Below are 18433 nucleotides of genomic sequence, written 5' to 3'. Positions count from 1 at the left end.
TGTGGTGCCTGCTAGTTGTTAACTTGCGTCTCCCTCCAAGATTATTTTCCATCAAGTGCCACGGTCTGAACGATAAGCTCAAACTCTGCCAATACATCAGGTTGGCGCTGCGATAGAAATCGGTAAACAGCTTGATTTTCGATCAGCCTGCCAAGATAGCCCTTGGCTAACACAAGTAGTAGCACGTCTTGGCCATAGGATTTTTCGACTAATTTTAGTTGACCTTGCAGGCTGCCCATTTCCCGCTCCATCTTGGCCATCTGATCTGCACTGATGCCGCGAATTTTTCTAGGTTTTGTTTCACCTACTAGCAAGTGTTGTGGAGTTGCGGCAAGCAGCGCTTCGGCGTAGACCACGGTAATGTTGTTTGCAGCTAACATGAGCTCGACGCACTCGATTTGGCGGGTAGGCTTCAGTTTGCGTAACACAGCGCCCATATTGGCTGAAAACTGTTGGTCTTTGAGTAGCTCAACCGCCTCGACGCAAATGCCTTCCAACAGGGTTACCTTTTTGTGGATTTGGCTAACATCGACATTCAGCGCTTTCGCGAGCCTCTCAGGGGTTACACCGCGCTCGACCGCTCTGCGCAACATATGGTGCTCTTGAATCGAAGATATGCGATTGATTCTGTTGTTGTAGGTGTAGCTTTCATCATCCGTCGCAACCAGGCATGGTGCATCGGTATAACCAAGCTGCCGTAGAACAACAAGACGAATATGGCCATCGAGCAGTACATGTAAGCCACTGGTATGTGGTTTTCCGACGCTCAATGGTTCAATAAGACCAATAGCTTCCACAGATGCAACGATCTGTTTGAATTTGCGAGAGCCCAAAATACCTTCAGGCGTTTTACGAGACGGTAGAATACGATCGAGCGGTAAGGTTAGCGGCTCAGGGATAAAACCAAGCTGGAGCGCACTCATACTGAAAGCCCTCCGGCCCAGATCCGTTCTGCCAGCTGCTTGGGCAAGGTATCCAGTCCTTCTGCTCGAAGCAAATTTGAGAAATGTTCATCTGACAGCAACTGACGCAATGCCTCGATTACGAATAACAAACGCTGCTGGGTAAATTCTGCCTTCTTGACCATCAGTTTTTGCCGTTCAACTTCTTGTTGATAATTGCGTACCAGACTTGAAGTTGTAACTAATGCAGCTTTACGAGATGGATTATGGGCTAGGCTCTTGCCCAATGATGTACGCCGCTGCAGTACGCGTCGTGCCTGCATCAGTTGCGCTCCGCGCAGTTGGCCGCTTTCATAGGCTTCCTGCAATGCCGTCTGGACCGCATCCTCATCGCTGGCACCGGCGATTGTCATGGCAACATTCAATGGGATTCTGCCGGCTTCAACTGCAGCCAATAATCGTTCTTCGCCTTTTTCGAAAAGATGCAAAATCCCTTTGATGTAATCAAGACTGAGGCCAGTTTTTTGCGCAATTACCTTCTTGTCATATCCCTGCTGGCTAAGTTGCAAGATGCTCATCAATAGTTCAAGTGTGCTGTATTTTCGGCGGGCGATGTTTTCGGTCAGGCTCATAATGAAGGCATCTTCATTATTAACCTGCACAACAAGAGCGGGAATCTGTTGCTCGCCATGCATCATAAAAGCTTTTAGCCGGCCTTCTCCACAAATTAGTAAATAGCGTTTGCCATCCCCCAGATTATCGCGAGGGGTGACCGTCACCGGTTTTTTCAAGCCGATGGTTTTAATGTTGTCGACTATTTCATCAAAAACCTTGTTATTTCGATCGCGTGGATTCAGGACTGCAATTTGTGCTACTGGGATCATCTGCAGTTCTGTCGCTTTGTGCTGCATGCTCATGCGACCCTCCTGACCCTGCTTCGGGCTGCCATGCGGTAAAGATAGTCCAAGCTATCAAAGCGATAACTTTCGAACTCGAGACGGTTGTGTTCTGCCAATTGAATGCGTGGCAAACCGAAATCCAATCGAGGTAACAAGAAATAGTCCAGTGCGGACTGGTTGGTTTCATCGAGGCGAACTGCAACGGTGATATCTGGCACCAAGCTGGTATCGAAGCGGACTTTCCAGCGACGCCGATCATCATCCAGAATCTGGCAACGCGATAAGACCAGCGAGACAGTAAACTCAGCGTTTACGGTCAATAAATCCGAGGCGGGGTCGCGTATAACCCTGCCTCCTACCTCTGCAATCATGCGCTCAGTCTGACCAACTATCTCCGGATGAAGTCGCCGCAAGTATTGATTGACCTCGAGATATTGGTAATCACGATCAGGTGTAAATCCGACCGTCTGGTAAGCACGTATCAAACTACCAAACCGATGCGCATAGGCGGCTGCTGAGGGCATCCCTTCCGCTTCGTCAATGATCAGGCCAGATAAGTAACCACGCTGCTGAAAAAGTCGTCGTAGTTTATCGATCAGTTCTTCATTACTAAAACGGTGGGCCCGCTCACGTAAAATTCCTTGGGCTGTGTAAAACAATTCTGGCGCCACAATACCCTCGAATGCGTTCTCCTTTTTGATCCACATCTCAGGGCTGTTAAGCACCCGGTGTTTTTTGAGTTTGAACGATCGGCGGTTGTACACATTGTTGCCGATGTATTTTTCATTGGAGAGAACCTCACGGATAGTGGCACGGGTCCAGGGCCGACCTAAATCAGACAGAATGCCATCCTTATTGAGCCGCTCAGCAATCTCTGCCTCGAGTAGAGCACTTTCAACAAACCAGCGATAAATCTGATTTACGATAGCAATTTCGTTGTCTGGGCCTGGCTGTAAAATCACCCGGTCAGTTTGGAGACTTTTATGCTCACCACGTGCAAGCTGCCCCTTGATCGATCCTGATTGATCGATAAGTACTCGACGCAAGCCGTAACCAGCCGGACCACCTTGCCGATAACCTAATTCGATTAATCGGCATTGCCCCGCGAAGACTTTTGCTGAGAGCTCGCGACTGTATTCGCCAGCCATTGCGCGCTTGACGCCTTTGACGATGGTGGAGACTGGCGAGCCATCGTTCTCAAATTGTTCGGCGCAGTATGCAACTTGAATGCCTGCATTGCGGCAAATGTACTCATAGTATGCACTTTCATCGGCATCTTGGAATCGGCCCCAACGGCTAACGTCATAAACCAAGATGATCTGAAAATCGGCTTTTTTTGTCTGCACATCCGATATTAGTTGCTGCAGCGCCTGTCGACCATCAATCCGCAGTCCACTCTTGCCCTCATCGGCATAGGTCCGAACTATCTCAATATTGCGCCTGACAGCGTACTCGCGAATCTTATCTGCTTGATTCTCGGTCGAGTATTGCTGATGCTCAGTCGACATCCGAACATATTGGGCAGCACGCAAATTCAGCGAAAATTCTGATGCGTCTCCCTCGATATGATTTGCTTGCATAAGTCCCCATCTTCTTATGACTACTGAGGCTCTCGAATTCTTGCCACTGGCGTGAAAGAGATCCCGATCCCAATCTTGCTGCCACAAATAACAGGGGCTTGATTAGACAAAAAGACAAGAGCCAATTGGAATTACCGTAGTCACAAAAAAACGACGGCGCGATCAAGTCATCTCTTAGCACTCGTCTTTTTTGCATAAGGGCTCTACAGATAGCAGGGTGATCTCAACCAGCCACTTCTCAGGCAAACCAAATGATCTGCTTTGTATTGGCTTGATGGAGTAGATGCCAGCTGGTAGTGGGGCAATACAAGATGACTCGTCCATCTTTGCGGGCACGAAATCGACGCATGTCGATTGCTGCTGCGGTTGATTTGAATTGAGTTCATGCTGTTTCTGACGATATGATCGCCAATAGTCTGGATGTCGATCCAGCCAGGCTCGTTGGGCATGCGACTGGTTTTCCTGGTAGGCCGGATCCGTTTTCAATTTCTGTTGCTGCCATCGGCGTCGGCGATCTCGTTGGCATTCAGGTTTAGAGCAAAACTGTTGGTTCGGAACTTGTGGGCAAGGCTCAAACTCTGCACCGCAACATTGGCATGGTCTTGTTTTCATTTGGAAATCCATCCGTGGTTAACGAACGGACATCCTGGGAGGATTTAATCGTTTTTGCCTGAATATAAAAGATTATCGATAGGCACGAGTGAGGCAGTTGCCTACCGTGGAGTTCGGACTCTTGACTAAAAAACTGCGACGCCCCATTTCTTTGCCGCATTATCGAAGGAAAATGCAAGCACCTGTTTTGCCGTTAAAATTAGATGATCGACCTTGATGGACGTGGGTTCGACTCCCACAGCGGGAGTTGAATTCGTATTGATGGTCCCCAAGCCTTGAGCTAAATGCCGTAGTTACTGATTAATTCAGTAAGAATAAGCCTGGTTATATTCAATAAATTAGCTATCTCGATGAATTGGCCAGAGTTGACAGCAGTTACGGCAAATTACCCAGCATAACTGCTAATAGCAGTAGTGGCTTTGGAATTCAACTCCGTCGCCCGCCACCAATACACAAACCCCAACTGTTCTCAGTTGGGGTTTTTCTTTGCCCAGCCCCGCCGCTACAAGCCTTGTGGCGCAAGGCTTCCGGACTGGCTGGTGCTGCTTCTTTCTGGGTTTGCAGAGATGGCATCTCTGTCTGGCCAGCTATATATGTAGTGTCGCCAAAAGCAGCTCAAAATGAAGTCCAGAACCTATACTCATGAAAACCATTTAAATTCAACAATTTAAAACTAGACTTACCGAGTCAGTTTTTAGGGTGGATTGCTCGGGCAATCACGCTAAAAACCAAATCAGCGAATGTACTAGTTGCGCTGTAGGGAATTTTTTCCATGTCTGCGGACAAAGGCTGGCTAGCTAAATGATGGACATTGCTCGATTCAAGCGATCTGCAAATTCATCTTTTGCAATCGCCTTGGAAAGATCAATCAAGCGATAACACCACCATCCATCACCTTCTTCAGCGGTATAACCTTCGATTGGGCCAAGCGATTTGCTGCAAAGCACAAACCTTGCATGCTTGAATAAAAAATCAAGATCACGAGAAACATCATCCGAATTAGCCAACGCCGGATGTGCGATAAACAAATCTCCCCGCCCCAAACCTTCACTGTAATAACAAATCTCCGCATCCCATGCATCGCAGCTCACAGATGCGCTAAGTGGCTCAACCATATTAATTGCAAAGGCTTGATGTGCAGACAAGCCTGTTTGATTGGTTCGCTGACGCTGTTTATTACACAAAACACGTAAAATCGAGTAATTGCCATAATATGTAGTTACAGACTTCACATCATCTTGCTGAACCAACTCCACGATTTTGTCTAAGAAAGCCGATTTCTGATAGGGTTCAGGCTTGCCACTCCGAGAGATGGTGACTGCACGCTGCCGTTCGAGCATATCCAGTGGATGGTTTCCATATTTAACCCGATAAAAGCAATTTCTTTGCAATTCATCGCCACACGATAATCTCGACTGAGCATCTTGGATTTGCTTAAACCATGCTTTAAGTAGGTTTTCAAATCGACCTGACCCCACAAAAAGTAACCAGGCTTCATCTTCAGGTTCGGTGTCATCGCCCCACCAGCTAAAAAAGCGATTGAATTCCAAAAATGGCAACAACTTCGGCTTGCTCTCAGTTGATTCGCTTGCTGGCAACTTTTCTTGGTGAGAGCGATTAACCATTTGGTCAATACGCTCGGTGCACTCTTCGATTGCCACCACTAGATAAGCAAGCAGATCACCCGGGCGCTGGATCAACATTAGCTCGTACATTCGATGCGCTAATGCACAAGCATCATAAATCAGCCGGCTCAGATGCTCAGGATGAATAACAACGCGCATTGTTTTCTTCGTTCCGTAACTCAGCTTAAGCTCAACGAGTTCCTTCTGCAAAGACCAAGTAGTCATGATCTATCCTTCTTGATTGGTAGTCAGATCATGATATCCAAGTCACTAGTGCAGGAGCTGAGCCTGCAACTTCACCAAGTAGCTCATTAACGTGAGCCACACTTACCATCCCAACGTTTCCGCGATGGCTTGTAAACCCGCGAGTGCACTGCTGCACATACTCACGGTGCCGACTGGCCCTTCGGATTCCGTCGGGTTTATGCGGATCAACGTGCTAAATTCGACCTCATCGCGATTCAGCAAGCGTTCACCGGCACGGCGCACGGTCGCAATCGTTGTGCCAGCGCCGAGCTCGATAATCACCAGGCGCTGTGGTTTTTCCAGCCAGTGGTTGAGTCGTTGTCTTTGCTCATCACTGCGTTGACCCAACCATTCCCAATCGCCGAACATCAGGATGTTCGGGCGCATCAATGCCCCACATTGTGGGCAAAGCGGGAGTTTACCCAGCCAGCGACAGGAGTCAGTGTCGATCTCGGGTTCCAGCAAGTCCGCTGATTCGATGCGGGTGTTGCAGGCATCCAAACATTGCAGATGATGAATGGAGCCATGGCACTCTGTCACTCGATTTGCCGCAAACCCAGACTTCTGGAACTGCCCATCAACATTGCTAGTGAACACCGATGATCCATGCAGTAAGCGCTCACCCCAGCGATGCATCAACTGGAACCCTTCATGCGGCTGAGTTTCACGGTATAGCTTGAGCCGATGTCCGTAAAATCCCCACGCTAATTGCGGATTGGTACGAAATGTCTGAGGGCTAGCAACGTCCATGAAACTGAGCTGGGCTTTACCTAGTGCCGGATAGGCTTCCCAGAAGCCGTGACCACCCCGAAAATCCGGCAACCCGGAATCCACGCCTATTCCTGCTCCAGCCGTAATCAGCAAGCCATCGGCATGGCGGATCCGATCTGCGGCCTTTCGAGCAGCCACATGCAATGGACTGAGAATCAGTGACGGAGGGACTGCAATGACTGGTTTGGGCAAGTCCGCCGCGTATTGCCCGAGCGCGGACTGCAGTTGTTCCAGCACCGCCTGACGCAGAGTGGGTGGATCGAGTACTTCGACATCGGCACCATGCCTGAGGATATCCATCACCAGTTCCCGTTCCCCGCAATAAGGAAGCTGCAGCTGGAAATGCTCGGTGTCCAACCATTCACCAGTTTGGTCGGCATGCCAAGTTTCTCGGCTAACGTAATGGGCAGCCTTGCCGCTGAAGCATAGGCGTGCCCACTGCCGCTCACTGCTACTAAAAATCCCGTAACCACCTTCCAGCGCTTGATGCAGTTCATCCTCCGACACATCCAGTGCAAGTTCTTGGGTTAGCGAAACCTCCTCGAAGCTGTCCAGAGCAAACGAGCGGATAGCATTACGCAGATGGCACCACGCCTCAAGATACCAAGCATTGCGGTAATGCGTCAGTCGCTGCGGAGAAACGATGCGAGCCGTTGCCTGCTTGGCTCCCGGCGAGCGGTACTGCAGACTTAGCCGTTGTCGCTGCATGACGGCATGGGCGATTGTTTCGAAGTGTGCCGGAGCAACCGGGCGATGCAGCGAGGGTAACAGGCGGATACGCCGCTGTACTGCATCCGGATCTAGGCCTTCCTGGGCTAATAGCGTGCGCAGGCGAGCCTGAAATGGTCCCACATGGCCAGAGAGCAGACCCGGCTCAAGCTGGGAGAGCACATGCTGCATCGATAGCAGTGCCATTGCTTCCTTCGCGGAAAACCACAGCCCGGGCATTTCGAACTGTCCAGCCAATTGCTCCGATTCGAACCGGTAGCCTCCAACCTCCCGATCCCAGATGATTGGTGCCCGCAACCGATCACGCAGATAGTCCATATCACGCTTAAAAGTAGCTCGGGAAATCTCTAGTTCATCTAGAAACGTGGAAATCGGCACCACCCGGCGCTCATGCAGCAGTTGATTGATGCGAAACAGGCGTTCGGACTGGCTCATCGCGTTAACTCTCATCGATACGTAATCTAATGAAACACTGAACAAAGCAGGTCGCTGAGAGCCCAGCAACCTCAGTTGTTTCCCATGTATGAATAACGGAAGCCCCTCGCTCGTTGATGCGCTGTGGGCATTGCCATGCCAACTAGACTTTTAGGCCATAGTTTTCGCGTAAGTGTGAAACAATTTTGAACAAAGCACGATAGACATTTAGTTCGTTAGCTCCGAAAGCGTAGTAACCTGTGATTAGCTCTTCGCTAGGAAGACTAGGCGAAACTGACCATAATTTTTTTTCGCCGGAGCCGTTGTAAAACTTAACTGGGTATCTAAACTGGCGGCCGACACTTTCAAGCTCACCCCAGCTTCCATAATTTTGAATACTTCCGTTGTAGCATTCACTCCCAATAATCTTCTCCAGCTCAATCAAGAGCGTCTTGATCGGGTCTATCTGCTCTCGAGTTGCGACAATGGATGCATGCTTTCGAGCTTTGCCTTGAAGAAAGTCAAGCTGTCCTTCGTAGTAGCCTTCGTTTTCTTGTAAAGCCTGCAATCTCCATTCTTCAATGGTCTCCAATGCAAGCCCATCAACTGAAAAATCAAGCAGTTTTCGGTAAGCATCAAGTTCAGACTCTAGTGAATTGAAAGTATCATCCCATGCGTCGAAAGTACTGCGAGCGGATTCAATGAATTCATTTTTCAGGTGCGCAAGATCTCCAAAGTCGAAAGCTTGAATTTTGGTGTAAGCTTCTTTTTCTTCAGATATACAAAATTTCTGCATATCCCGATCATTGGGCCATTCGCGCTTCACTCGCGCAATTATTTCAGTTAGCACTTCTTCAGGGATCATGAGAGCTCTCGGAAAAGACATAATGTTTATGAATACAACCTTTCAATTGCAGTAGCATTGTATTGAGCAACTAATTTAGAAAAACCAAGACCGCGATTATTAGCTGACTTCCACGTCAGCTTGCCATTGTCGGCGTACATTGAAGCTGACGCAAAAAAAATATGTCTTGATGTCGCGCTAGTCACAAACGGATGATTGCCAGTTTGGGCCAAATTACCGAAGCTTGTATCAGTAGTTGAGTGGCTGCGTTACATTGCTAAGCAGTCCCTCATTCGTAAGCAGCACTCATTAATTGATTGTCAACGCTGATGCCAACTCGCTCGCGCTGCTCATCCCACAGCAAAGCCGGATCCACTGCCAGATCAAACAAACTGATGTGCTCCGGCAATGTTTCATTCAGGATGGCTGCAACAATGTCTGGCGCCAGATTCGTCAAATTGACCATCCGGCTGACATAGCTGCTGTCGACCCCGACCTGCTTGGCCAGCTCGGTCAGGTTTGCGACCTCACGTCGCTGAATCATTTGCCACCAGCGGTGGCCACGCGCCAGCGCCAGTTGTAGTTGGGTTGGATCTTTGCCTGGCGGGTCAGGCTGCCTGATTGCGCCATCGGGAAGACGGACAACGCTCTTGCCATTGCGGCGACCGATGGTAATCGGGATATGCAACTGCAGCCGGCCGTTACTTAACTCGCCGATTTCGGCTTGCCGGGTGGTGATTTGCTTGATCGTGCTCATGTCGTGGCCTCCTGCGCTTCAGCCTTGCCGGCCATATCCTTGATCACTTTTTCCAGACCAGTTTCACGCAAGCGGATCTCCAGATTACTAGGGCTGATGACTACGCGTTCGATCAGTAATTTGGCCAGCCGCATCTGCTCCTCAGGATAAAGATTGCTCCAGACCTGCTCGAGTCGTCGCAATGCCACCATGATTTGTGCTTCGTCCAGTTCCGGGTCCACCGCCTGCACGGCACTTACAACCCGCAGCCCAACGGTCTCGTTGTTGAGCAGTGCAAAAAGATGCTTGGTGACGGCCCCTTCGATTTCTGAACCTGGCAAGCGATGGATGCCGGAAGCCCCGGCATATTTCTTCTTATCCAGCTGCGAGATGTAGTAGGTGTACACCCGGCCGGCTTTGCAGGTGTAGGTCGGCGACATCGCTCGGCCATCTTGTGTAAACAGCAAGCCTTTCAGCAAGGCCGGACGGCCATTGCGATTTTGCTGGCTGCGTTTGCGGCGGTGGATGGCAAAAATGGCATGGGCCTGCTCCCACAGTTCAGGACTGATGATCGGCGTATGCTCGCCAGGAAACCACTGGCCTTTGAGTGACAGCTCTCCCAGATAAATCCGGTTGTGCAGGTACTTATAGAGCTGCGTTTTGTCGATCGGCTTGCCAACCCGGACCCGCCCCTCTTGGGTGGTCCAGGATTTGGAGAGTACCTTATCGATTTCCAGCTCTCGGGTTAGGCGCGTCGTCGAGCCCAACTCGACAAAGCGCTCGAAGATATGCCGAACCAGTTTTGCTTCTTGCGGATTAACGACCAGTTTGCGATCGACCACGTCATAGCCCAGCGGAGGCACACCGCCCATCCACATGCCTTTACGCTTGGCAGCGGCAATTTTGTCGCGAATGCGCTCACCCGTTACTTCCCGCTCAAACTGGGCAAACGAAAGCAGGACATTCAGCATTAATCGACCCATTGAAGTCGTGGTATTGAACTGCTGGGTCACCGAAACGAATGAGGCGCCGTGTTCCTCAAACACTTCAATCATGCGGGAGAAATCAGCCAGGCTGCGAGTCAGACGGTCGATTTTATAAACGACGACCACATCAATCAGCCCAGCTTGAATATCGGCTAGCAGGCGCTTGAGCCCGGGCCGCTCCATATTGCCACCAGAAAATGCCGGATCATCATAATCGTCAGCCACTGGCATCCAACCTTCACCTCGCATGCTGGCGATATAGGCATGGCCCGCTTCACGCTGAGCATCAATTGAGTTGAATTCCTGATCCAACCCTTCGTCGCTGGATTTCCGGGTATAAACTGCGCAACGAATACGGGGTTTGACGCTCATGTTTTTCTCCTTTTATCGCTTTTGCTGCGCTTGCTTTTCAGGCCAAAGAAAAACGGCCCGGAGCACTGTGTACCGGTAATCATTTCCGCCAGCTGGGTGAGGCTGTTGTAAACCTGTCCCTCATACATCAGCAGCTGATCTGGCAGGACCACCACCTGGTGATTGCGGCCACCATATTCCCGGTTAAATACGGTACCTGGGGTGAGCTGAATTCGAGCCCGAGCCGGCTTACACCCATACTGAATCAGTGCGGCGATGGCTTTGCGATTGCGCTCCAGCAACTCCGGATCGATTTCTTTGTAAGCATTTTCTTGAAGTTGATAGGCGATCCTTCGCTCCAGAAAAACGCGGTTATGCGTGGGCGCGTCAAAGGCAAACAGCTTCAGCCACAGCCGCCGGATTTCTGGCATGGGCAGATCTGGTAATTGGCTGACTTGTTCCAGCACGCTGGCAGGCAATTCAGGTTGGGGGTTCATACCTGGTTCTCCTTGGCAGTAGACACGTCCACATGAACGCTCTGTTCTGCAGAAAAGCCAAGTTGATTCAGCGGGTTGTTGACCTTGTCTGCCAATCTCAAAATGCCATGGCCAAGAATTCGGCAAATTTCAGTGGCCCGTTGTTCCGGACTCATCAGTTCTGGTGGGGTTTGGTTGTGTTGCTGCATTGCTGGGCACTCCGGGTTATTCAACAAAAATCAGTGGTGAAATTGTCCGGTCAGAAATGCCCCAAAGCCACCAACACATAGGAAGCCGGCGCAAGCGGGAGGAAGGTTTCGCCTAGATCAAACATCACATCAGCCAAATATTTAAAAAATATTTGTGAAAGACTATTGAAACCAAGAACGATCGTTCTAATATGTTTCTGCATGGCAGCATTTCTAACAACTCGTGCTCGAAATCAGGAGGCCCAGATGAAGATCTTCAATCCAAAACAGCTATTCCGTGAAATCCCCAAAGCCTCAATTCAGGCTTTGTTTAGCGCGCGCGGGCATGCCACGCACTTCCCCTTGGATTGGGCGCAGGAAGAAGCGGAGTTAGTCATTGAAGCAACAGCGGTTTGGTTGAAAATGGATGCCACTGAAGCCTATGCGGATCTGCACCATGACTTGCAGCGGATTTTTAAGATGGGGCATGAGCAAGGAATCAAGGCGCTGCGTAATGCCACCAATAATGACGATGAGCTGGACGAAGCATTCCAGCACTGCGTGAATGACGCTGAGCGAGCCTGCTGGGCACTAACGCATCGAGATGATCAATTTCGAGCTGCAGAATTGGCACTTGCCTTCGATGGTCGCAGCAATGGGCGGATGTGGAAACGGCACCAGTTACCAACAGGCCTGGAGTTGTCACGCCTGCGCGATGATCTGGTGGCCTTTGGAGATGCAGTGGCCAAGTTGTATCGAAAAGATGGTGCCGGCAGTAAACATCACGTCGAGATTTATGATCGATACCTAGATGGCACGATCCAGCTGTCCTTCTATGTCGAGGGCCCCAAAAGCGACTCCACCGAGTTTGATGATCAAGGTTTCACGCGACGCCCCATTCGACCGGCGATTGAAACCGGCATTTTGTACGATCCCCAGACAGGTTTGGTGGAGTCCATCGTCAAAGGCGGCATCAAGGCTCACGCACAAGTGCAGGGGATCTTTGGCGAGCACATTTTGAAGCAGGACATACAGCCGGAAGCCGTACAAAAATCGCGGCTGTTCTTGAATCAACTGCTGCGTGGCGTCGATTTATTCGACCCAGCGGGCATGGGGATCGAGTTTGCGCGCCTGCGCCGCGCTCGGTATCAGCACAAACAAGTCGCTGGTATGGCCATTTGTATCGATGCGCCGAGTCCAGCGGATCAACCCGATGCCGCCTCGCTGGCGCAAGCTCATCTTAAAACCCAGCAGGATTTGGCTGAAGAATACGATCTTTCTGCCGTCACCATTACCATTGGCCGAAAACAGCCCGGCAAAGACACGGTTAAAACCTTCAGTTTTGATTGCAACGTCGGTGGCAGCACTTCGATCAAGAACCTCAGTGCCGAAAACGCAAAGCTGGCCAACGAGCTACTGCAAGAATGCGGAGTGCTCGGATGAGTGCTGCCTTGCAGACCTTGGCTTGTTTGGTGCGCTGGTTAGACAATCCTAACGCTCCCATTTTGATCGGCGCATCCACTAGGCCAGAGGAGCATTCTGCTAGGGAAACGCTGCTGGGCTGGCGCTGGCTCAAACCAGGCCAGCGGCTAGTCACCCTCAATTGCCCAGAATGCGGACTAGGTGCGCCGGTGCACCCAGAGCAAGACAAGCTCTATTGCACGGACTGCGGAGATATCGACATTCCGTCAGATGAACTTCGCGCTTACCACCTTGATGTCGGCAAGATCATGACGGCGCTTCAACTTGGCTTGAATGCAGGTGCACAGCCGGCGGAGCTCATTCCTCAGCATTTGTGGCTGGTCGGCAAAGTTGCCCGCAAAAACAAGCAGATTCAAGTTTGGCTAGCCTGTGGTTTGGGCAAGTCGGGCGTCGCACAGCAAATCGATGAGATGTTAACGCAACGGCAATTTCATAGTCAGGACATCCTGCTGACGAGCTCTGGGCCTGAGCGATGGCAAAACACACCGCTAGCCCAGCGACAGCCCAAACTGCTCCTCGATTCAGTTCATCTGGGGCGTGCGAATTTTCATTTCGATAATGGCAGGCTGGCTATGAGGCCAGTGCTTGCTAATGAAACCCTGCCAGATAATCTGTCCACCCTCGACTATGTCACTGACGGCTATGCGGTCGTCGACGGTGAGCGCCATAAGCTGACGCCTCAGCAGAAAAAAATGCTGCTGGCGCTGATGCAGCATCCCGATCATGAAATGACAAAGGGCCAGTTACAGCAAGCAGTTGGCAGCACTGCTGCAATATTTAAACCCGTCGATGTATTCAAAAAGACCAACCGGGCTGTCTACGATCGGTTTATTCAGTATCACGATGCCGATGAAGTCTACCTGCTGGTCAATTTCAGTTAATCCTTAACGAGGGTGACGACGATTAGCAATCTACGCGGCCAACTAACTATATTCCGCGAGGACTGGCAATTCCACAAGCGCCTTGAGGACAGGCAATTGTTTGGTTTTGATGTACGCAATATCTCCAACCAAGTACACCGTATCGCGTGCACGCGAGATAGCCACATTCATGCGGCGGTCATCAGCATAGAAAGTTGCGGGGCCAGTATTCCTTACAAATGAAAAGAACACGATGTCAGCTTGCCGCCCCTGAAAGGCATCTACAGTATCAACCTCTATGGCAAGAGCTTCGCTGACCTCGTGTTTTTTCAGTGCTTGGCGCAAAGCTTTACATTGGGCTCGATATGGTGTGATAACTTGGCAGTAACTGCCGGTATAACCTTGCGCCTGAATTTGCTGAAACAACGCTTTGGCCGTGCGGCGGTTGTGCTTGGGGCGATATGAATCAGCAATCAAAGCCTGTTTCAACGCCGGATGATAAGGTGTGAGTTTGCCCGGCTGACTCTCACGTTCGTACTCGGGTGCATTGACGGGGTCTGGGGTGCGAATCCATTTACGGATCGTATTGCGGGCTAAGCCTGTGCGCTTGGCGATTTGATGAAGCGACAGATGCTCGCGGTAAAACATGCGTCGAATTTTGCCAATCATTTCCATGGTGATCACCTTTTATCCTCTGCTTAAAAATTAAGCAGAACAAGTAGAACACCTGGGTCAATTTTCGATCAGCAAACACCGTCAAAGTGGGTCAATTTTCAACCAGCATCAACAGTGGCACAAACCCCTGCGGGGTTTTACCGGCTTTGCCTCGCCATTCGCGAATGAAATCCGTCACACGGCTGTAACTGCCGGTATAGCCTTCGGCCTGAATCTGCTCGAACAATGCTTTGCCAGTTCGGCGATTGTGCTTGGCGCGAAAGGAATCCGCTTTAAGCGCCTGCTCTAAAGTGGGGCAAAACGGAGTGAGCTTACCGGGCTTGGGTTGCCGGACGTAGCGAGGCTCGGCTTTAGAAGCGGGTTTGCGAACCCAAGTGCGGATGGTGTTGCGCGCCAGACCTGTGCGCTTAGAAATTTCATGCAGCGATAACTTATCGCGAAAATACATCCTACGGATTTTGCAAATCATTTCCATGGTGATCACCTTTTATCCTCTGCCTAAGAATTAAGCAGAACAAGTAGAACACCTGGGTCAATTTTGGATCGGCACAACTAGCTAAAGTGGGTCAATTTTCGGTCGGCGACAACAGATGCCAAATTCAGCAAAGTATGAGCCGACGAGGTAATTGCTGGGACAACAGCCCAATGGAACGCTTCTTCAGGAGCTTGAAAACGGAATGGGTGCCAGAGGTAGGTTACAGCTCATTTGTGCAAGCTGAGCGGGAAATATTGGATTGCATGCTGGGCTACTACAGCCAGCTGAGGCCACACCACCATAACGGTGGGTTAGCGCCCAACGAGGCCGAGCGCAATTATTGGCTTGGCTATAACGATGTGGCCAAAATTAGTTGACCACTACATCGTGGGCTGGCGAGTCAGTCGCAGCATGCACACCGAGTTTGTACTGGATGCGTTGGAGCAGGCGTTGTGGGCGCGACAGCCAGAGCGTGAGGCATGGATTCATCACAGCGACCGCGGGTCGCAATATGTGTCGATTCGCTACACCGAACGATTGGCTGAAGCAGGGATCGAGCCCTCCGTGGGTACGACGGGTGATTGTTACGACAATGCGCTAGCCGAAACAATTAACGGGTTCTACAAAGCGGAAGTAATTCACCGTTTAGGTCCGTGGAAAAACCTAGAATCTGTGGAGCTCGCGACACTGGGATGGGTTTCGTGGTTCAATCACCATCGTTTGCTTGGGTCGATTGGCCATATCCCACCTGCGGAAGCAGAAGCAAACTATTATCGCAACCAAAGCGAGCAGGCCATGTTGGTCTGACTCAAACTAAATAGCCTCCGCGAAACCCGGTGCGATTCAGTTTTAGGCAAACAGCGCGCTGGCGGCCCAGAAAATCCCGCCTGAGAGCAGAATGGTGACTGGTAAAGTCAGTACCCAGGCAATCGCAATGCTCTTGACCGTGCCGCCTTGCAATCCGCTCTTGTTCGCCACCATGGTGCCAGCAACCGCAGACGACAGGATGTGCGTTGTCGAGACGGGCATGCCGGTCCAGCTGGCGATGCCAATGGCGCTGGCGGCGGTAATTTGCGCGGCGTTGCCTTGTGCGTAAGTCATGCCTTTATTGCCGATTTTCTCGCCCACGGTATAGACAATCCGCTTCCAGCCCACCATGGTGCCAAGACCCAGCGCCAAGGCAACGGCCACAATCACCCAGCGTGGGGCGTATTCGGTGGTGGTGTTCAGTCCTTTACGCATTTCGTTCAGATCCGCTTTGTCTTGCGATGACAGGCTTGGCAACTTGCTGATTTTTTTGGCGGTATCATCCAGGCAAAGCAAAATACGGCGGACTTTGCGGCGGTCTTCGCTGCTCAGTTGCGAGTAGTTTTTCACGCCGCTCAGTGTACCAATCACCGACTCCAGCGCTGGCAGCGTGGTGGCTGCTTCGCATTTGAACAAGGCAGGCAGCGGCTTGCCGGTGTTGCTACCCAGATTAATCTGCTGAAAACGGGCTTGATTGCTCAGATAAAAATCGCGCATATGGATGGCTGAATCGCGCGTTTGCTGGATTTGCAGCGCCGTGCTGTCCATATTGACGGCAAATTGCGTCGGCGCCAGGCCGATCAATACCAGCATCAGCAAACCGATACCTTTTTGGCCGTCGTTCGAGCCATGCGCAAAACTCATGCCCATCGCCGAGGCAATCAGCGTGGTACGCGTCCAGAATGGCGGGTGTTTTTTGCCATCGACTGCTTTGCGCTCGTCCGGCGTCATGTGCATGCGCGACTCGGGGCGCCATTTTTTCAGCGCCAGCAGAAACAGCCCGGCCAAAACCAAACCAATCGTGGGCGAGATCAGCAGCGAGAGCAGAATATCAATCGCTTTTTTAACGTTGATGCCCGATAGCCAGTACTGATTATTCATCATCGCATTGGCAATACCCACGCCCATAATCGAGCCGATCAGCGTGTGCGAGCTGGAGGCCGGAATGCCGAAATACCAGGTGCCCAGATTCCAGATAATGGCCGCCGCCAGCAGGGCATACACCATATACAGGCCATGACCCACACCAACATTGAGCAATAGATCAACCGGCAACAGGTGAACGATGGCATACGCCACGCCCAAGCCACCCAGAATAACGCCGAGGAAGTTGAAAATACCCGAGCCGATCACCGCCAGATGGGCAGGCATGGCCTTGGTGTAAATCACCGTGGCAACAGCGTTGGCCGTGTCGTGAAAACCGTTGATAAATTCGTAAGCCAGGACAAAAAACAGCGCAAGCGCCAACATGACGGCAGGCCAAGTGGCCATACCGGTAAACAGATCAAGCATACAATGCTCGTGAGAAAGTGAAGATGGGGCGGATTATCGCAGAAAGCAGGGGCAGTTTCGCTGCACTTTGTCGCTTTAAATCAAGAAAATGAAAAGAAAAGTTCATCAAAAAGAAATAATTTCGGTACTCGTAACGCACGGCCAGTCTCTACGCAAGCTCCAGAGGCTTGCGATAAGGCTTGCTCTTGCTACGCCGCCAAGCCGACATCAGCCAGTCACCCGCATCTTAGGATGAAAGCATCTTTGGTATAGCAGCCGACGGGGTATATTGCTGTGATCTATGAATATAAATAGCTACAGCGCTATACCCAATCCATTTTCATTCATGGATTAGCGCTATTGAGCCAGTAGTTGGCGTGCTTCGTGTAGCGAGCTAACAATGGTGATTCCCAGATCCTGTACGGCAGGCAACGGTGGCCGTAAATCGGGTACCATCATCACGCGGCAGCCTGCGGCATGCCCGGCCTGTACGCCGAAATTGGAGTCCTCAAACACCACGCATTGCGCCGCCTCCACGCCCAGCCTAGCGATGGCTTGCAGATAAATTTCGGGCGCCGGTTTGGGGTGCTGTACCTCATCGCCGCAAACGGCAAATTCGATCCGCGGCCACAGATTGGCCAGCTGCAGATGATGTTCGGCAATGCTGCGGCGGGTGGACGTGGCCACCGCTTTGCGAATGCCGTGCTGCTCCAGCCATTCAAACAGCTCGATTACGCCAGGGCGCAACGCAATGGCATCGTGGCTGCGCTGCAGATAAATTTCATGCGTCAGCTCGCGCAGCGCCTGCGTTGGAAAATCTGCCCCGAGTTGCTCATCCAGATAGGCCAACGTTTTGGACGAATGCATACCCACCATGCCCAGCGGAATGGCTTCGTCAATCTCATGGCCCAGCTGGCGTGCAGCATCATGCCAGCAAGTGAGCGCCATGCGTTCGGTATCGAGTAAAAGACCGTCCATATCGAAAATGGCGGCGACAATTGCGGGGTGCATACGGGTGGACATTTGCTCAGTCTTGAGTTTTGGAAAACAATAAGTAACCGAATAAAAGTTTTCACGCAAGGCGCAAAGCCGCAGACAGTATAGATAGTACGGCAAGGCGAAGCAACGATGCGTGGGAGCTTTTGCTAGGGTGAATCGCCTCGGGTTTCCTAGACACTTCCGAGTCGTTCGAAATACTGCTTTTCATACTCTACTGGCGACTGCACCGCCGCAAAGCTTACCCAAACTCTGATGGGCGAGGGTAAGTTTCCAGATACATTTACT

Annotated in this window: 15 protein-coding genes and 3 pseudogenes; 4 read left to right on the top strand and 14 right to left on the bottom strand. The window is 51.1% G+C overall.

Annotation, left to right across the window (positions count from 1 at the left end):
* Positions 1-41 precede the first annotated feature (41 nt).
* The 10 genes from FLS37_RS03495 to FLS37_RS03450 all read right to left on the bottom strand — a co-directional run bounded on the left by FLS37_RS03495 (position 42) and on the right by FLS37_RS03450 (position 11380).
* Positions 42-923 (bottom strand): plasmid partitioning protein RepB C-terminal domain-containing protein, encoded by an 882-nt coding sequence (locus FLS37_RS03495; protein WP_157314545.1) that lies wholly within the window; start codon positions 921-923, stop codon positions 42-44.
* Positions 920-1819, bottom strand: a complete 900-nt coding sequence (locus FLS37_RS03490; RefSeq protein WP_157314544.1) for a plasmid partitioning protein RepB C-terminal domain-containing protein — start codon at positions 1817-1819, stop codon at positions 920-922. The genes FLS37_RS03495 and FLS37_RS03490 overlap by 4 nt, the downstream gene beginning before the upstream one ends.
* Complete coding sequence (locus tag FLS37_RS03485; RefSeq protein ID WP_157314543.1) at positions 1816-3381, bottom strand: recombinase family protein; 1566 nt, start codon at positions 3379-3381, stop codon at positions 1816-1818. Before FLS37_RS03485 ends, FLS37_RS03490 begins: the two co-directional genes overlap by 4 nt.
* Positions 3382-4790: 1409 nt before the next feature.
* Positions 4791-5843 (bottom strand): hypothetical protein, encoded by a 1053-nt coding sequence (locus tag FLS37_RS03480; RefSeq protein ID WP_157314542.1) that lies wholly within the window; start codon positions 5841-5843, stop codon positions 4791-4793.
* Between the two features lie 102 nt (positions 5844-5945).
* The gene (locus FLS37_RS16720) at positions 5946-7799 is read right to left on the bottom strand and encodes a WYL domain-containing protein (RefSeq protein ID WP_198314470.1); all 1854 of its coding nucleotides are present in this window, start codon (positions 7797-7799) and stop codon (positions 5946-5948) included.
* 142 nt (positions 7800-7941) lie between these two features.
* Entirely contained in the window at positions 7942-8643 is a 702-nt protein-coding gene (locus FLS37_RS03470; RefSeq protein ID WP_157314541.1) for a hypothetical protein, read from the bottom strand.
* A gap of 268 nt (positions 8644-8911) precedes the next feature.
* Positions 8912-9379, bottom strand: a complete 468-nt coding sequence (locus tag FLS37_RS03465; RefSeq protein WP_157314540.1) for a LacI family transcriptional regulator — start codon at positions 9377-9379, stop codon at positions 8912-8914.
* A complete protein-coding gene (locus FLS37_RS03460; protein WP_157314539.1) occupies positions 9376-10716 on the bottom strand; it encodes a recombinase family protein in 1341 nt (446 codons plus the stop codon). The genes FLS37_RS03465 and FLS37_RS03460 overlap by 4 nt, the downstream gene beginning before the upstream one ends.
* Complete coding sequence (locus FLS37_RS03455; RefSeq protein WP_157314538.1) at positions 10713-11192, bottom strand: DUF2924 domain-containing protein; 480 nt, start codon at positions 11190-11192, stop codon at positions 10713-10715. The genes FLS37_RS03460 and FLS37_RS03455 overlap by 4 nt, the downstream gene beginning before the upstream one ends.
* A complete protein-coding gene (locus FLS37_RS03450; RefSeq protein ID WP_157314537.1) occupies positions 11189-11380 on the bottom strand; it encodes a hypothetical protein in 192 nt (63 codons plus the stop codon). Before FLS37_RS03450 ends, FLS37_RS03455 begins: the two co-directional genes overlap by 4 nt.
* Before the next feature lie 246 nt (positions 11381-11626).
* Between FLS37_RS03450 and FLS37_RS03445 the strand changes: the two genes are divergently transcribed.
* Entirely contained in the window at positions 11627-12802 is a 1176-nt protein-coding gene (locus FLS37_RS03445) for a hypothetical protein (protein ID WP_157314536.1), read from the top strand.
* A complete protein-coding gene (locus tag FLS37_RS03440; RefSeq protein ID WP_157314535.1) occupies positions 12799-13722 on the top strand; it encodes a hypothetical protein in 924 nt (307 codons plus the stop codon). The genes FLS37_RS03445 and FLS37_RS03440 overlap by 4 nt, the downstream gene beginning before the upstream one ends.
* Positions 13723-13764: 42 nt before the next feature.
* Here the strand turns inward: FLS37_RS03440 and FLS37_RS16715 are convergent, their stop codons facing one another.
* Positions 13765-14367, bottom strand: a complete 603-nt coding sequence (locus FLS37_RS16715; protein WP_374756828.1) for an AAA domain-containing protein — start codon at positions 14365-14367, stop codon at positions 13765-13767.
* 121 nt (positions 14368-14488) lie between these two features.
* A pseudogene (locus FLS37_RS03430) lies at positions 14489-14860 on the bottom strand (IS21 family transposase); the annotation flags it as partial.
* Positions 14861-14964: 104 nt separating this feature from the next.
* Between FLS37_RS03430 and FLS37_RS17085 the strand changes: the two are divergent.
* Positions 14965-15228: pseudogene (locus tag FLS37_RS17085) on the top strand (integrase core domain-containing protein); the annotation flags it as partial.
* 7 nt (positions 15229-15235) lie between these two features.
* Positions 15236-15658: pseudogene (locus tag FLS37_RS17080) on the top strand (DDE-type integrase/transposase/recombinase); the annotation flags it as partial.
* Positions 15659-15700: 42 nt separating this feature from the next.
* Here FLS37_RS17080 and FLS37_RS03415 read toward each other — a convergent pair.
* On the bottom strand, positions 15701-17170 hold the full coding sequence (locus FLS37_RS03415; protein ID WP_157314533.1) for an inorganic phosphate transporter: 1470 nt from the start codon (positions 17168-17170) through the stop codon (positions 15701-15703).
* A 336-nt stretch (positions 17171-17506) separates the two neighbouring features.
* Complete coding sequence (locus FLS37_RS03410) at positions 17507-18172, bottom strand: HAD family phosphatase (protein ID WP_157314532.1); 666 nt, start codon at positions 18170-18172, stop codon at positions 17507-17509.
* Positions 18173-18433 lie beyond the last annotated feature (261 nt).

This window comes from Chitinibacter sp. GC72, assembly GCF_009760905.1.
In the GTDB taxonomy this organism is placed as follows: Bacteria; Pseudomonadota; Gammaproteobacteria; order Burkholderiales; family Chitinibacteraceae; genus Chitinibacter.
Note: the sequence above shows the minus strand (reverse complement) of the source record. Positions and strands in the feature narration are given on the sequence as shown.

Coding starts and splice junctions, on each gene's coding strand:
- FLS37_RS03450 (WP_157314537.1), bottom strand. CDS start 11,380: ATGCAGCAACACAACCAAACCCCACCAGAACTGATGAGTCCGGAACAA.
- FLS37_RS03480 (WP_157314542.1), bottom strand. CDS start 5,843: ATGACTACTTGGTCTTTGCAGAAGGAACTCGTTGAGCTTAAGCTGAGT.
- FLS37_RS03460 (WP_157314539.1), bottom strand. CDS start 10,716: ATGAGCGTCAAACCCCGTATTCGTTGCGCAGTTTATACCCGGAAATCC.
- FLS37_RS03455 (WP_157314538.1), bottom strand. CDS start 11,192: ATGAACCCCCAACCTGAATTGCCTGCCAGCGTGCTGGAACAAGTCAGC.
- FLS37_RS03440 (WP_157314535.1), top strand. CDS start 12,799: ATGAGTGCTGCCTTGCAGACCTTGGCTTGTTTGGTGCGCTGGTTAGAC.
- FLS37_RS03445 (WP_157314536.1), top strand. CDS start 11,627: ATGAAGATCTTCAATCCAAAACAGCTATTCCGTGAAATCCCCAAAGCC.
- FLS37_RS03470 (WP_157314541.1), bottom strand. CDS start 8,643: ATGATCCCTGAAGAAGTGCTAACTGAAATAATTGCGCGAGTGAAGCGC.
- FLS37_RS03465 (WP_157314540.1), bottom strand. CDS start 9,379: ATGAGCACGATCAAGCAAATCACCACCCGGCAAGCCGAAATCGGCGAG.
- FLS37_RS03410 (WP_157314532.1), bottom strand. CDS start 18,172: ATGTCCACCCGTATGCACCCCGCAATTGTCGCCGCCATTTTCGATATG.
- FLS37_RS03415 (WP_157314533.1), bottom strand. CDS start 17,170: ATGCTTGATCTGTTTACCGGTATGGCCACTTGGCCTGCCGTCATGTTG.
- FLS37_RS03495 (WP_157314545.1), bottom strand. CDS start 923: ATGAGTGCGCTCCAGCTTGGTTTTATCCCTGAGCCGCTAACCTTACCG.
- FLS37_RS03485 (WP_157314543.1), bottom strand. CDS start 3,381: ATGCAAGCAAATCATATCGAGGGAGACGCATCAGAATTTTCGCTGAAT.
- FLS37_RS16720 (WP_198314470.1), bottom strand. CDS start 7,799: ATGAGCCAGTCCGAACGCCTGTTTCGCATCAATCAACTGCTGCATGAG.
- FLS37_RS03490 (WP_157314544.1), bottom strand. CDS start 1,819: ATGAGCATGCAGCACAAAGCGACAGAACTGCAGATGATCCCAGTAGCA.